The sequence below is a fragment of the Paenactinomyces guangxiensis genome, assembly GCF_016055185.1.
Classification (GTDB): domain Bacteria; phylum Bacillota; class Bacilli; order Thermoactinomycetales; family Thermoactinomycetaceae; genus Paenactinomyces; species Paenactinomyces guangxiensis.
Genome location: NZ_JAECVR010000002.1, coordinates 250,991 through 265,135, shown reverse-complemented (window position 1 = coordinate 265,135; position 14,145 = coordinate 250,991). Strand labels below are relative to the sequence as shown.

Sequence of the window (14,145 nt, the reverse complement as noted above, 5' to 3'; positions counted from 1 at the left end):
ATCGCCCCTTTAGTAAATGTTTAGTGGTACATTCATTTTACTACAACGGGGCGATTTCTTTTTTGATCTTTCTCAAAAAAACTACAAAAAAGCTCGGGGCTATCCCATCCTTTTGGGACAGCCCCAGGCACTAAGTCATCTAATGCTATGATCTCAAGTTGGTTTCGACCGATTTTTCCATGTTTGGATAACACAAATAAATCCCCCATCACCATTTTCTATATAAAATGGTTCGACAAAAAAGCTTGTCGACCTGTTAAGAAAACAGACTTTGTCGACAAGCTGAGATTTAAATACAACTGTAGTACTAGAAACTATTTCAAAATATAAAATAAGCGGAGAAATCCTATTCCACCGAGCGACTTGCCACTGCATCGGAGCTGAGGGGGAATAGGAATAATTTACTTGTACGGTCTCAAAAAGGAGTTTTGAAATAACTTCTATTTTCTTATCTTGACAGCAATGTACGGTGACCCCTTTTTTCTATGTTGTGGGTATTCTATTTTTTTAACTTAATGGGCATGTTCCTCTACCCCTATAAGGTTTTTATATTGACATATACAGTTAAACTATATACAATTTAACTATACAGTTCATCTACATAAAGGGAGACTAATTAACGGTGGGGGGAAAGTATGAAAAGGGATAAACATTTGCCATTGACAGAAACTGTTTATTATATCCTTTTATCTTTGTTGGAACCGGCACATGGTTATCTGATTATGCAAAAGGTGGAAGAACTTAGTGACGGACAAGTAAGGATGGCTGCCGGTACACTTTATGGAGCTATTGAAAATTTACTAAAGTTAAAATTTATTCAACCTGTCCATAGCCAAGACAGCCGACGTAAAGTCTATATGATTACTCAAAAAGGAAAAGAAATTTTGCGTCTTGATTTTGAAAGAATGCAGCACATGATCAAGATTACTGAAGATGCTTTTAAAGTTAAGAACGAGGAGGATATTAATGAGAAGGTTTAGGTTTTTTCTTGATTTCGAAAAAGAAGAAAGATGGTTGAATAAAATGGCAACTCAAGGGTATGAACTGGTAGGAAAGTCAATAGGATATAAATTTTGCTCGGCTAAACCTGAAAATACGATCATAAAAATAGATTATCGTATATTTAAAAATCAGGCAGATTTTCAAGATTACTGTGCCCTTTTTGAAGACAGTGGCTGGAAGCATATTGCAGGAACAAAAAACTCAGGAGTTCAGTATTTTAAAAAAGTAGATAAAAGAGCAAGCGAAGACATTTTTTCAGATGTAGATTCTAAGGCAGGCAGGTATAAAAGACTGTCGGAGATGTATATAACATTAGCACTTTTATATTTTCCAATTTTTATTGTGTTAATCACATCTGATTCTATTGACATGGTTGCTTTCATTAATCCCAAGTCTCTGTATTATACACCTGGATTATGGGAAAAAACTGGTGCTGATTTTTGGGGAGCCTTTCTTTTTGAAACTCCTTTTGTTCTTTTCAGGGGTTTTTCCGGGTTGATTTTACTTATAATATTTGTTTTATATCTTATCTTTGTTTTTAAAGCGGAATGTCAATATCGGAAAATAAAAAAAACTAAAACTGAAAATGTTTAGATTACAATGAACCGCAACAGTAAGGTGACTGCTGATTTTCATGATGAAAAACCGCTGGCCAAATCCGCCAGCGGTTTGTACCCCCGCCTATTATGAGCTGGAGTAAGAATGGTATTTTCGACGCCGGCGATGACGGCGCCGGGAGGAGGAATAGGAACGGGAAGAATAGCTGCGCGAGGAATAGCTGTGTTTGCGGTGACGTCTGTATTTTCTCCTGGAAGAAGAGAAAAAGCCAAACAGGCCCAGATGATACTTTAACATTTCCAGATCTGTTTCGATCTTATCTTTAAATACACCCTTGTCGTCCGAATAGAAAAAGCGCCCGGTGTCAACGATTTTTACATTTTTATCATGATCAATCATGATATTGTTTAAATGCAGATCATGTGGAATGATCCCTTCTCTGTAGCAATCTTCTACATGTCTCTCAATTTGCCTGAATGTATGTTCATTCAGCTTCTCCCCGGATTTCAGTATTTCTGCCAGTGTATAACCGCTTACTTTATCAGCCACCATAAACTGATGGTTCTGACCTTTATATTGCAGTACCGGAAAAGCCGGATGATCATGCAAACGGGCCAGCATCAAGTGGTCGTCGTTTTCACAAAAGTTTTCCTTATATACCTTTACTGCATAACCTTCAAAATCATAAACCTTACCGCTTAATCCCTCGCCAAGCAAAGAACAGCTTTCTGCTATTTTTCCACTTGCAACAATCGCATTGAGATAGTCCACAGCTTCCTGATCCATCGCAAATGACGGTTTCATACCTGTTTCTCCTCCTCATATTCGATCCTGGGTGGTTCTGACAGCCTGTTCATGTTTCAAAAACTATTTTCACAGTTTGGGGCAAGTTAAAACCTATTTTATTGTAAGTTCACAAATGATTAATCTTATGTAATTCCAGAAGTCCTCTTTACAGGAAAATTAAAAACGATCAGCACTACCAAAATTTTATCTTTGATGTCATAATAACGACAATACAATGGATTGAAAAACGATATAGAAAGGAATATTTATGAATCAGGCGTGGATTTTCCAGTACAACCCCAGGTATGGCTTTGATCTAATGGAATATCTGAAGCAATATGACCCGAATGATGCGGAAACACCGACTTGGAGTGTCAATCAGCATCGCAAGAAAATCAAAAAAGGGGATGAAGTGTTTTTTTGGAAAACGCAGCCTGATAGCGGAATTTACGTTATTGGAAGAACTCTCAGCGACCCCTTTGCATCCCATGAGCCAACCAGGTTTGGGGCAATCAAATGTTATGTTCAGTTTGATTATGTGCTGAATAAACCGATTTTGCGCAAACATCTTTTAACTGATCCGGATTTTACCCATCTCTCTGTATTAAGAAATCCGAAAGGGACAAATTTTCCCGTTTCTCCCAAAGAAAGAGAGATATTGTGGGAATTTTTTAAACATGTCGGCATTTCTTCTGTTTTTTAGACGATCATTTTGCATAAAGGAGAGGGAAAATTGAGCCAACCACACCTCATTGCGCTTGACCTGGACGGAACCTTGCTAAAAGACGACAAAACCATCTCAACCCGAACGAAACAGACCCTCAAGCGTGTGACGGAAGCCGGACATAAGGTATGTATAGCCACAGGACGGCCGTATCAACTCAGCAAAAAATATTATGAAGAACTCCGTCTGGATACACCACTTGTTAATTTTAACGGCGCTTTTGTCCACCATCCCCATGATCCGCACTTTGGCCGTTATCATTCACCACTCCATTTACCAACTGTTAAACAGGTGATAGCCACTTGTGAGAAATTTAAAGTCTGCCATATCATGGTGGAGGTATTGGATACTGTGTTTATCCGCAGCCAGGATGAAATATTAGAGGATACTTTTCTCACTACAGACCGTACGATCCATAAAGGAGACTTGATACAAATTTTGCAGGATGAACCCACATCAATCTTAATCAAGCCCCGGGATGATCATTATGACGAGCTATTTGCCCGCTTGCAGCAAGCTCATGCCGAAGTGATCGAACAGCGCAAATGGGGCGCGCCATGGAATATCATCGAAATTGTCCGATCCGGTATTAATAAGTGGGTCGGCCTGCAAAAAATTGCTGCTTATTATGGAATCCCCCATAAGCATATCATCACATTTGGCGACGAAGATAATGATACGGAAATGATCCGATACGCAGGACAGGGAATTGCCATGGGGAACGCAATTCACTCATTAAAGCAAATCGCAGACTCAGTCACAACCAGCAATGAAGAAGACGGAGTGGCCGTTTATCTTGAGAAAACGCTGCTGGCATAACTGGCGCAGGAATACCTGAATCATGAACTCTTGCTTCTGTCCATGATAAATAACAGGGGATGAGGAGAAATCTTCATCCTCTTTATGCAGGAAGATCAAAGTTTGCCTCACTTTATCTCTGATCGTCCACTTGTGCAAGATCCCCCAACGGCAATGAGAGCTGTTCGTACACTTTCGCCGGCAGCTGTACAAAATTGGAAAAACTGACACCAACCAGGCGGATTCCGGCTGTGTAGTCAAACGTATCCAGCAACTCTTCCATGATCTCCGGCCAATCGGTATCGGGCCTGTCCGTTCGTTGTTTGGAACGCAAAGTGAAATCGGCGTATCTGATTTTCAGCGTCAGAGTCTGGGGTTTGATCTCGGCATCGGTCAGATCGCTTTGCACTTCCGCCAACAGTTTCCGGGCAACTTGTGCAACGGTTTCCCGGTCAAACAAATCTTCCGGCAAGGTGGTCTCCCGGCCATGTGACTTGGGGGATCGCTCTGTGACGATCTCCCGATCATCCTTTCCTCTCGCCTGGTGGTATAAGGTATGACCAAACTTGCCGAACATCTGCACCACTTCATTTAAAGACAAGCGCCAAAAATCACTAACGGTAAACACTCCGATACTCTCCAACCGTTCCCGCGATTTTTTTCCTATTCCGTGCAAGGTTCCAATCGGCAACCCCTTAAGTATATCCAGCGCTTGTTCTGGTCGTATGACCACAAACGCATCCGGCTTTTTCAAATCACTGGCGATTTTGGCCATCGACTTGTTGTACGAAAGGCCGATACTGCAAACCAGCCCCGTTTCATCATGAATCCGCCTTTTGATTTCACGGGCGATGGGGATCGCATTTTCATAATGGGAGACATCCAGATAAGCTTCATCCAACCCCACCGTCTCGAAGCGTTCACTGTAGGCTGTAAAGATACGGCGAACTTCCGTCGACTTGTCTGTATACCGGCTGTATCGTACCGGCAAAAAAATGCCATCCGGGCAGAGTTTACGGGCCATCACTGTCGGCATGGCTGATCGCACCCCATATGCCCGCGCCTCATAACTACAGGTGGACACGACACCGCGTTTTCCCCTGCCCCCGACAATGACCGGCTTTCCCCGTAGCCGGGGATCGTCCAGCTGTTCCACACTGGCGAAAAACGCATCGAGATCCAAATGTAAAATCTTCTTCACCGGTGGCTCACCTTTCACGCAAACATACATTCTTATCCTTTATTATGGGGTGAATCAAGGAGAAATTCAACCGTCAGGAAATCTGCCCGACCAGGTGTGCCATATAGTCATCCAGTCGTTCTGCCATTAATTGATCGGTCAGCCCGGACACGCCCAGCGCTTTCCATCCGGAAAATACTTTGGGCGGTCCGGACAGAAAATCAATCAGCGACACAAAGTCCCAGTAAGGGTCATAGTGAAAAGCAGATCCGGCGTGTGTTTGATAGGCAGTCAAAAAAGCATCGGCTGCTTTCACGCCAAGCAGTTGTGCCAGATTGACCCGGCAATGGCCGATATCTATTCCGGCCGGTCCGCGGCAAGCGTTTACCCAGTCAACTACACCTGTAATGGTGTTTTGCGTCCACAACACATTGGCCGGATGATAATCCCTGTGAATAAAACAAGTCCTTGATTCAGGTCGCGAACTCTTAACATAATCGATGGCAATCCCCCATCGTTTCGGGAATCGCGACCAGTTTGGCAGCTCCCAGTCATCCGGGTCATTGTATGAAAAATAGGTCCACGGGAAGTTGTCCGCATTTACTGCATGTATGTGAACAAGGATTTCCGCCAGTTCATTTAGCCAGCTCTCTTCTTGTTGCGGTGACAACACGACAGAACCTTTGAGCTTTGTCATCAGTACAGCCGGCCATCCGCACTCTCTGCCTGTCTCATCAAATGCGACCATCTCCGGTGCCGGCAGACCATGCCAAGAGGCCCAATCAAGACTTTCCGCTTCATGAAGGGCTAAGTCGGGTTCTTTATGAAGCCATTCCTGGTTGTTGAACAGACGAAGGACAAACGACTGTACACCTTGCCCGTTTTCAAGCGAGATATGATATACAAGGGATGAAGTTCCTCCATAGAGCCGTTCCACAGACCGGATTGCCGTGCAAGCATCTATAGACCGAAGCACCCATTTCAGCACTTGATCAGGCAGAGAGGCTTTGTATGATGGATTCATAGGCCAAAGTCCCCTTTGCTAAAAAATAGATTCCATATATGTGACGGGCCGACCCATCCCCGCACAGGAAACTTCTCCAATTCATATAAAGGCTTATAGATCAGCCCTTATCTTAAAGCTTTTCTTTATTGATATCCAACAGATCGTCAATCCTTATGGGTTTATTCTCCTTACAGGAACGCCAAACCGCTTCTCCTATCGCAATGGAGTAAGCCCCCGCTTCAGCTCCGGCAAGAATGGGGTAATTTCTCCGCGGATCGTTGCCAAGAAAAATATCTTCCAGCAGCAAAGGGTCTCCCCCGCCATGTCCCCCTTCATTGCGGACTACATGAATGATTTCTTTTGAACCAAAAAGGGGATAATAATCAATGGTTTGTTCCGGAAACGGAAAAGGAATCCGGCTTGGTTCATGATATTCCGTTGTTTCAATTCTACCTTTTGTCCCGTTGATTGCTAAGCGGTATCCTTCGTAAGGGGCAGAAAAATTAATCGAATAGCTTAACAGCGTTCCCCGGTCGTACTTCACGGTAACGGCATAAGTGTCTTCAATATCAATCTCTGAATCAAAGATACATGCATCCGGACGATAATCGGTGTAACCTGGTTTTGATAAATGCATTTCATCTGCCCGCAAGTGATCATCACGGATGGAATTTTGGTAACTTCTTGCGGTCCAGCGCATATAATACTCACAATTCTCCCTCACATGACAGGTTCCACAAAAACGATGATCCTCTTTTTCGGGGTTGTGCTCCCCGTTTGGACCATAGTAATGCAAGTCCCCATACGCGAATACTTCCAAAGGCTTTTGGTCCAGCCACCAGTTGACCAGATCAAAATGGTGGGTAGACTTATGGATGGACAGGCCGCCCGAGTTCCTGCGAAGCCGGTGCCAGCGTTTGAAATAACTGGCTCCGTGGTACGTATCCACATACCAGTTGAGATCTACCGAAGTAATTCTCCCCAGTTTTCCTTGTAAAATCATCTCCTTGATTTTCCTGTGGTAAGGATTATAACGATAATTGAAAGTAACAGTTACTTTCCCTTTGCTTCGGGATTCGGCCTGTAATACTTTCACGGCATCAGCAGCGGAGGTCACCATCGGTTTCTCTGTAATCACCTCAGTATCTTTTTCCAGTCCCTGCAAGATATAGTTTAGGTGAGTGTCATCCCGGCTTGCAATAATAATCGCATCCGGCCTGGTGTCTTTCATCATCTGGTCAAATTGATCCGGCAGATAAGCAGGCACTTCCACTAATTCCGGATACTCCTCCCTGCAAACTTCAAATCGCCGCGGGTCGCGATCCAGAACAGCCACAATTTTATTCCCATGAGAAAATTGCCTTAATAAAGGCTTGATAAACATCGTTAAGGCCCGATTGCTCACACCGCAAATCGCATATTTCTTCACTTGAACTCCTCTCCTCCGTTAGTGATTTTTCTGTCCGTTAACCGGTTGGGGGGTCCGGGGACCGGGATCAATTGTGCTATAATGAAAATTACAACGTTTGATATTTGTGCTTCTATCTATGACTCTGAAGGGTTGGGCATGTAAATGGATGTCACCATTAAAGATATCGCTAAAGTGGCCGGCGTAAGCTACTCTACTGTTTCCAAAGCTCTTAGAAACAGCCCTCTTGTAAAGCCGCAAACCAAACAAAAAATCCTGCAAGTTGCAGAACAATTGGGCTATGAACCCAATATTGCCGCCAAAAGTCTTGTATCCAAAAAAAGCAATACCATTGGCGTTGTCTGGCCGACCGTAGAAAGAGTGGCTTTAGCTTCACTGGCAACCAAAATCAATGATGAATTAGAAAAGCGTGGCTACCGCATGCTTCTTTCGATCAACCCGATCATTTCTGCAATTAGCATTTTTAACCAAATACAAGTAGATGCGATCCTCGTGTTTAATGAACAGGTTTCACCCTATAACATCAAATCGAAAAACCCTGTACTTTTCTACGGGGAGCCGGGCCCTTCACCATATCCAACTTTTCTTGTCGACCGAAAGTCGGCGATTAAAAAAGCATTGGAATATCTCTATCAGTTAGGGCATCGGGAAATCGTCTACGTTGGAGACTTATCTGAGAAGAATAAAAACCAGCAAGAAAAGTTTAAAGGGTTTAAAGAAGGAACAGAAAAGCTGAACTTATCTTCCGCTCGTTCCATAGCAGTCAATACGAAAGGCCTTGGATGGCAGGATGGTTATCAGGCAGCCAAACAAATCTTGCAAAATCACCCCCTCACAGCAATCATCGGAGGCGGTTACGATATTTCTCTCGGGGTGCTCCGCGCGGTCAAAGAAGCAGGCTTAACGATTCCCGGAGATATCTCTCTGATCAGCTATGATAATATACCGCAAGCAGCAAACGAAAATCCTTCACTAACCACAGTTGGACCCTCCGTTGATAAAATTGCCGGACTTATAGCTAAATCACTTCTGCAATTAGCAAATGAAGAAAATTTGGACACGCCGGCACTGGATGCAGAATTGATCATTAGAAATTCTTGTGCCCCCCGAAGGTGAAACCATAAACAGCTTCTCACCAGCTAATGGGAATAAATATAGGATTTTTGGACATATCAAGGCTGTTGGAAATAGAGAATGCCAACAGCCTTGATATGATTTTGGATTTACAACACCAGCCTGCGGCATGGGCAACAGATTCACTCATGAAAGCAAATCGCCGTTTCTGTCACAGCATGCAATAGAGAAGATTCGCCGTTTATCCGAGGAAAACGTTGTAATCATCATGAACAAGCACCATGCCTTGATCCTGTCTGACCTTTCCAACGTGCCGGTTAAATGAATCATTTACTCGTTTTTTCCCGGAAATGACAGCGCTCTCCACTGTGTCCGGCATGTTTTCTCCGGTACTCGCTTGGTGCCTCTCCCACCATTTTCTTAAATGTGTTGCTAAAATAGGCCACATCCATATAGCCCACCCGCTCCGCAACCTCAGAAACGCGCAAAGACGTATGAATCAATAACTCCTTTGCTTTATCCATTTTAATTTCCGTTACATAACGAACAAAGCTCTGTCCGGTTTGCTGTTTAAACAACTGGCTGAAATAATTGGGATTTAGATAGACTTTGGTTGCCGCTTCACTCAATGAAATGGTTTCCGCCACATGTTCCTGAACATACCGCTTGATGTGTTCAACAGGTGACAGTTCCAACGGTCTTCTCCCTCTTCCCTCAAATTTTTCCGTTTGTTCCTCCCTTTTGAAAACACTTTGCATAGCTATACCCTCACCCGAATACGCCGTGTTTTGTAATGTAACAACAAACTTAAGCGGCTGCTCACTTTGCTTCCTCAATTTTCTGCAAAAGTTCGCGGTATTGACTTCCATATTTATTGTGAACCTCTTTTACCGCGTCTTTCCATTTCTGCATATCCGTCACTTTCGTTATTTTGACATCCGCACTCAGCAATTGCTGCTCCGCCTCTTTCTCTTTTTTGGCAAACTCTTCCTTTTGATACTCCACCGAATCCAGGGCCGCTTGTTTTATCAGCTTTTGATTCTCAGCCGAGAGTTTGTTCCATGTCAAATCACTGATTACCAGTACTTCGGGAATGCGCTGGTGTTCATCGAGGATCATATACTTGGCTGTTTCGTAGTGCCTATGTGAAAGATATGTCGGAAAATTATTTTCAGCCGCATCAATCACTCCCGTTTGCAAGGCACTAAATATTTCACCCGCGGCCATCGGGGTGGCACTTGCACCAAAGGCAGCCATAAAGTCAATGTTAATCTTATTTTGTTGCACCCGAACCTTTTGTCCCCGTAAACTTGAAACATCGGTCAATGGTTTTTTCGAGTAAAAGCTTCGCGCTCCCGCATCATAATAAGCCAGCCCCCGTAAGCGCGCATTCTTCAGGTCTTCCAACATTTTTTGCCCTTCAGGTCCCTGAAGGAACTTCCACAAATGCTCTTTGCTTTCAAAAATATATGGCAGGCTGAACACGCCGAATTTGTCATTAAATTCCGCGACCGGCCCTGTGCTGACTCTGGCCAATTCAATCGCTCCCAATTGGACTTGTTCAATCACTGCTTTTTCATCTCCCAATTGCCCCGAAGGAAAAACATCAATCTTGATCCGGCCCTTGCTCCGCTCATATACCAGATCGGCAAACTTTTGATCCCCTTTGGTTGTCGGGTAATCAGCCGGATGGATTTCCGCTAAGCGAAAACGGTATTGCGGCTCCACTTTTTCCGACTTTGCCGCTCCTGTGCATCCAACCGCAATCAGCCCAAGCGCCAATACGAATGTAAGAAATGTCACAACTCTTAACCTTTTCTTCAACATGATGATCAACCTCCTGAGTTGTCACTTTCATATCCATTGGAGGAAAGCCACAACGAAAGACCGGGAGCATAAGTAATCACGAAAGCACCGGGCACATCTGTCCATTCTCAAAAGCCAATACAACCTTCACCCGCCGCGTAACAACACCTCTTTCAATCACCTTCTCATCTGTACTAACACCACCACAATCCCTGTCACGGCTTTTTAGATCAAGAAAGCATCATCTTTTCAACAGATCTTCCCGCACAGGGGTAAATACATCCAACAGTGCGCTTTCCTCCAACGCTTTTACTCCATGTCTCACATCGCCTGGTATATAAATGCTCTCACCCGCAGACAATTCAATCTTTTTTCCTTCAATCAGAAATTCCAATCTTCCTTTCAGGCAATAGGTGATTTGCTCATGAGGATGGCTGTGTTCAGATCCCACTGCCCCCTGTTCAAACTGAACTTCCATCATCATGATTTCCTTTCCGGGTTGAAAAATCTTTCTGCGCACTCCTGGTTCAGCCTGTTCCCATTGATTGATATGAGTCATTTGTCTCTTCCCCTTTCAGCTGTCATTCAGGTATTGTGGGAAAGCCTCTGAATGGACCTAAGCGAAACCATTGCAACCCCTGACCTTCACTCTATTTCAACGAACGATTTTTACAACGTTGTTATTTAGATTATTCTAAATCATTTCAATTAATAAATCAATATAAATAACGATCATTTTTATTTAAAAAACACATTAGTTTTTCCAAATGAAAAAAATTCATAATCATAACAGCTTTTTTACGTATATTATGAAGTGTTTTTATTGAAAACCGAGATAGTTGATATAATATCTGAAAAAATTACATGTACTTTCAAATATAATCATCGTATGATTATAAACAACCAAAGGAAACAAGCAAAAGGGAAGCAAAAAAATTTATAGATGTATTTGCACAAATCCTCCAATAGTTGGTGCCGGGGAGTCAGATGAGGGACTGCACAGAAAAGGGGTGGGGATATCCGTTAATGTAAGTGCTTACAAATGGTACCTTGATTACCTTCCGCTTTAAACTCATCTCATTTAAACAGGAGGATGGTTGAATATGAAAAAATGGGCAAGTTTGTTGCTTGCGCTGGTGATGGGTGTGTCCGTGTTCAGTCTTTCCACATCGACCGCTTCGGCCGCTGATACGGTTCTGCACGAGACGGTGGTGGTAGAAGCCGGCCAAACCTTTGATGGTAAAGGAGCAAGATATATTGCCGGTTCGGAGCTGGGTGACGGCGGTCAGGGTGAAAACCAAAAACCCATGTTTAAACTGGAGGAAGGCGCCACTTTGAAAAACGTGGTCCTCGGGGCTCCGGCTGCCGATGGGGTTCACTGCTATGGCGATTGCCTGGTTGAAAATGTGAAATGGGAAGACGTCGGGGAAGACGCTTTAACTGTGAAGGAATCAGGAACGGTTACGGTCAGAGGCGGTTTCGCCAAAAAAGCGGCCGACAAAATATTCCAGATCAATGCCCCTTCCACCTTCAGAGTACTCAACTTCACTGCCGATGACGCAGGCAAAATGATTCGTCAAAATGGCGGCACAACATTCAAAGTATCTGTGTTTATTGACAATTGTCTAATCACAAACATGGATGAGGCTATTTTCAGAACGGACAGCGACACAAGTGAAGTCACCATGACCAACACGAGATACTCCAATGTCGGCGAAAAGTGGATCGGCGTACAACATATTACCGAATATAATAATGTAGAATTTTAATCACCAAGCAAATAAACTTACCCAAGTGCGCATGGTTTCTATCATCCCATGCGCACTTGGGCTTAAAACATTTTACACACAGAACAGAATCTGAGGTACCACAAATATTTTAAACTTCGATTTTGGTGAAATTCATAAAAACATACTGAGATTCATAACACCTAAGACAGCCTGATCAGGATAAATAGTTCGTGAGGCAATTCTCCATCCTTCCTTTTCTTTTCGTATCACATCCACTCTTTCTCCAGATAATTGTTCAATATTCAAGTCTGAACCTCTGCTGCGGTGAAATAAAAAATAGCTTCGCACTTGATATTCGTCTGAATGAGAATTCGGTTCAACAACGATATTGCTAATGAAATGCCGTTGCCGGGGCGCCGGGTTTTCGACCCATGCGGATTTGGTATAAAGCCTTTTCACCCTTGTGATAAGGGACTTTTTCGTTTCCTCAAAATAGGTCATGTCATCCACAAGATTCGATCCATTTTTCTCCTCCGTTGTTACACGTACGGGCATTCGGTACACAATATCATCAGTCAGTAAGTTCAGCCACTCTTCATATTTCCGATGATCCAATAAATATGCCTCATGATAAAGAAACTGGCTAATTTGCGATTGTAATTCAGAGTTCATTAATGATTTTCCCCTCCTTCAATGTGAAGATCTCTTGTAAGCATTTCTAACCAGTATTCATGCATACTTCTTGATAAAGCATCAAGATAACAGGTTGGATAAGCGACACCCGGTCCGGGGAAATTCTCATCGGGCTCAACTCGGTCAAATCCCATCAGATAATTGAAGACATTGTTATAGCTCAGTGTTTTATCCCGGGCCATTATCCCTTTACTTGCCTGAACAACCCGCGCCCAAATTTCAGTGTCGTCTTGCTCCAATGTGCCGGAAGGCCCAAACGATCCAATATATCCTTTATAGGCTTCTTCTTTGTATTCTTCCGGAGCTGCCTTATCAATCATAAACCAACACCAGACTTCCACTTTATCAGGTCCTAAAGGCCGCCAAACACGAAAATTTAAATAGTTATGCAAATGTCCCTCTGTTCCGTGAACAGGGCTCACAAAGGAGAGATTTGGGAAAACGCCTCCCACAAAGACTGTTGTTTTTGATAAGATCTCAAATTGTTCCGGATTTAAGTTTCTTTTAAACATCGGCCACATTGACTCGGGCATCCCCTGGAATGGATGGGCAGATTGACCTGTAGCTGACGTGATTACATTGATACCATGCCCGTGTCCTAACACGACTTGATGTCCATACCCCGCATACAGGGGATCTTTGGGACTGATCCCCATTTCAACAGTGGAGCGGTGGGTCGTTTGAACATGATAGGGGTCCGCAGCGAAGTTTTCACTTGTCATTTTCCAATTGGCCTGGGCTACCCAACGTTGAGGGACTCCTCTGACTTCCATGCCTCCATCGCTTCTGCCCAGCAAAATATCAAAATACCATTTCATATCTCCTAAATAATCAGTCAATGGAATGGCATGAGGGTCCAAGTTTCCAAAGATCATTCCACGATAGATCCCGATTTTTGGAATCGGGCGAAGGCCCCACTCATCTTTTTTCATCTCCTGGCCATAGACTTTGTTTCCAGCAACGATTCCAATCAGATCTCCATCAAGGTTATAACTCCATCCATGATATGGACATGTAAATGTTTTCTTGTTCCCAAAATCTGCTGTGCATAAATGCGTACCCCTATGTGTGCATGAGTTTAAGAAAGCTTTTATTTCCCCTTTACTGTTTCTAACTACCAGTACAGGATCATCTGCCATCCATCTCGTAACATAACTCCCGGATTCCTTCAGTTCTGATTCATGGGCTAAAAACTGCCAGGTATGCCCAAATATCTTTTGCAATTCAAGTTCATGGATTTGAGGATCACTTAGAACCCACTGCGGCAACAATCCCTCTGACATCTTTTGTTTAATTGTCTGAATTGTTTTTTCATCCAGGGCATTTTTTATCATGAGTTCTTCCTCCTCATTTTTTGGC

General features: G+C 43.4%; 15 protein-coding genes. 6 read left to right on the top strand and 9 right to left on the bottom strand.

The genetic code is table 11. The annotated features are described in order from the left end of the window. The first annotated feature begins 635 nt into the window (after window positions 1-635). Complete coding sequence (locus I8U27_RS04455; RefSeq protein ID WP_181750798.1) at window positions 636-980, top strand: PadR family transcriptional regulator; 345 nt, start codon at window positions 636-638, stop codon at window positions 978-980. Continuing rightward, window positions 967-1,596 (top strand): DUF2812 domain-containing protein, encoded by a 630-nt coding sequence (locus tag I8U27_RS04450; RefSeq protein WP_181750797.1) that lies wholly within the window; start codon window positions 967-969, stop codon window positions 1,594-1,596. Before I8U27_RS04455 ends, I8U27_RS04450 begins: the two co-directional genes overlap by 14 nt. 90 nt (window positions 1,597-1,686) lie before the next feature. Here I8U27_RS04450 and I8U27_RS04445 read toward each other — a convergent pair whose 3' ends face one another. Then, window positions 1,687-2,364, bottom strand: coding sequence for a serine/threonine-protein kinase (locus I8U27_RS04445; protein WP_181750796.1), 678 nt, complete (start codon window positions 2,362-2,364; stop codon window positions 1,687-1,689). 250 nt (window positions 2,365-2,614) lie between these two features. On the opposite strand from I8U27_RS04445, the gene I8U27_RS04440 reads away from it, so the two are divergent. Then, window positions 2,615-3,049, top strand: a complete 435-nt coding sequence (locus I8U27_RS04440) for an EVE domain-containing protein (RefSeq protein WP_181750795.1) — start codon at window positions 2,615-2,617, stop codon at window positions 3,047-3,049. Window positions 3,050-3,079: 30 nt separating this feature from the next. Next, entirely contained in the window at window positions 3,080-3,889 is an 810-nt protein-coding gene (locus I8U27_RS04435; RefSeq protein WP_181750794.1) for a Cof-type HAD-IIB family hydrolase, read from the top strand. Window positions 3,890-4,001: 112 nt separating this feature from the next. Here I8U27_RS04435 and I8U27_RS04430 read toward each other — a convergent pair whose 3' ends face one another. From I8U27_RS04430 to I8U27_RS04420, 3 genes are all read right to left on the bottom strand, one after another. Then, complete coding sequence (locus I8U27_RS04430) at window positions 4,002-5,069, bottom strand: DNA polymerase IV (protein ID WP_181750793.1); 1,068 nt, start codon at window positions 5,067-5,069, stop codon at window positions 4,002-4,004. A gap of 73 nt (window positions 5,070-5,142) precedes the next feature. Further along, a complete protein-coding gene (locus I8U27_RS04425; RefSeq protein ID WP_181750792.1) occupies window positions 5,143-6,072 on the bottom strand; it encodes a phosphotransferase family protein in 930 nt (309 codons plus the stop codon). Window positions 6,073-6,184: 112 nt separating this feature from the next. Beyond that, entirely contained in the window at window positions 6,185-7,483 is a 1,299-nt protein-coding gene (locus I8U27_RS04420) for a Gfo/Idh/MocA family protein (RefSeq protein ID WP_181750791.1), read from the bottom strand. A gap of 144 nt (window positions 7,484-7,627) precedes the next feature. Between I8U27_RS04420 and I8U27_RS04415 the strand changes: the two genes are divergently transcribed. Beyond that, window positions 7,628-8,599, top strand: coding sequence for a LacI family DNA-binding transcriptional regulator (locus I8U27_RS04415; protein ID WP_181750790.1), 972 nt, complete (start codon window positions 7,628-7,630; stop codon window positions 8,597-8,599). Between the two features lie 284 nt (window positions 8,600-8,883). On the opposite strand, the gene I8U27_RS04410 is transcribed toward I8U27_RS04415, so the two are convergent. From I8U27_RS04410 to I8U27_RS04400, 3 genes are all read right to left on the bottom strand, one after another. Continuing rightward, entirely contained in the window at window positions 8,884-9,315 is a 432-nt protein-coding gene (locus tag I8U27_RS04410; RefSeq protein ID WP_198065845.1) for a helix-turn-helix domain-containing protein, read from the bottom strand. A gap of 61 nt (window positions 9,316-9,376) precedes the next feature. Then, on the bottom strand, window positions 9,377-10,384 hold the full coding sequence (locus I8U27_RS04405; protein ID WP_181750788.1) for a TRAP transporter substrate-binding protein: 1,008 nt from the start codon (window positions 10,382-10,384) through the stop codon (window positions 9,377-9,379). A gap of 220 nt (window positions 10,385-10,604) precedes the next feature. Then, window positions 10,605-10,922, bottom strand: a complete 318-nt coding sequence (locus tag I8U27_RS04400; protein WP_181750787.1) for a cupin domain-containing protein — start codon at window positions 10,920-10,922, stop codon at window positions 10,605-10,607. Between the two features lie 544 nt (window positions 10,923-11,466). Here I8U27_RS04400 and I8U27_RS04395 point away from each other — a divergent pair. Continuing rightward, window positions 11,467-12,132, top strand: a complete 666-nt coding sequence (locus I8U27_RS04395; protein WP_181750786.1) for a pectate lyase — start codon at window positions 11,467-11,469, stop codon at window positions 12,130-12,132. A gap of 132 nt (window positions 12,133-12,264) precedes the next feature. On the opposite strand, the gene I8U27_RS04390 is transcribed toward I8U27_RS04395, so the two are convergent. Beyond that, on the bottom strand, window positions 12,265-12,765 hold the full coding sequence (locus I8U27_RS04390; RefSeq protein WP_181750785.1) for a 3-phenylpropionate/cinnamic acid dioxygenase subunit beta: 501 nt from the start codon (window positions 12,763-12,765) through the stop codon (window positions 12,265-12,267). Continuing rightward, window positions 12,765-14,120 (bottom strand): aromatic ring-hydroxylating oxygenase subunit alpha, encoded by a 1,356-nt coding sequence (locus I8U27_RS04385; RefSeq protein ID WP_181750784.1) that lies wholly within the window; start codon window positions 14,118-14,120, stop codon window positions 12,765-12,767. The genes I8U27_RS04390 and I8U27_RS04385 overlap by 1 nt, the downstream gene beginning before the upstream one ends. Window positions 14,121-14,145 lie beyond the last annotated feature (25 nt).

Coding starts and splice junctions, on each gene's coding strand:
- I8U27_RS04455 (WP_181750798.1), top strand. CDS start 636: ATGAAAAGGGATAAACATTTGCCATTGACAGAAACTGTTTATTATATC.
- I8U27_RS04450 (WP_181750797.1), top strand. CDS start 967: ATGAGAAGGTTTAGGTTTTTTCTTGATTTCGAAAAAGAAGAAAGATGG.
- I8U27_RS04445 (WP_181750796.1), bottom strand. CDS start 2,364: ATGAAACCGTCATTTGCGATGGATCAGGAAGCTGTGGACTATCTCAAT.
- I8U27_RS04440 (WP_181750795.1), top strand. CDS start 2,615: ATGAATCAGGCGTGGATTTTCCAGTACAACCCCAGGTATGGCTTTGAT.
- I8U27_RS04425 (WP_181750792.1), bottom strand. CDS start 6,072: ATGAATCCATCATACAAAGCCTCTCTGCCTGATCAAGTGCTGAAATGG.
- I8U27_RS04415 (WP_181750790.1), top strand. CDS start 7,628: ATGGATGTCACCATTAAAGATATCGCTAAAGTGGCCGGCGTAAGCTAC.
- I8U27_RS04410 (WP_198065845.1), bottom strand. CDS start 9,315: ATGCAAAGTGTTTTCAAAAGGGAGGAACAAACGGAAAAATTTGAGGGA.
- I8U27_RS04405 (WP_181750788.1), bottom strand. CDS start 10,384: ATGTTGAAGAAAAGGTTAAGAGTTGTGACATTTCTTACATTCGTATTG.
- I8U27_RS04400 (WP_181750787.1), bottom strand. CDS start 10,922: ATGACTCATATCAATCAATGGGAACAGGCTGAACCAGGAGTGCGCAGA.
- I8U27_RS04395 (WP_181750786.1), top strand. CDS start 11,467: ATGAAAAAATGGGCAAGTTTGTTGCTTGCGCTGGTGATGGGTGTGTCC.
- I8U27_RS04390 (WP_181750785.1), bottom strand. CDS start 12,765: ATGAACTCTGAATTACAATCGCAAATTAGCCAGTTTCTTTATCATGAG.
- I8U27_RS04385 (WP_181750784.1), bottom strand. CDS start 14,120: ATGATAAAAAATGCCCTGGATGAAAAAACAATTCAGACAATTAAACAA.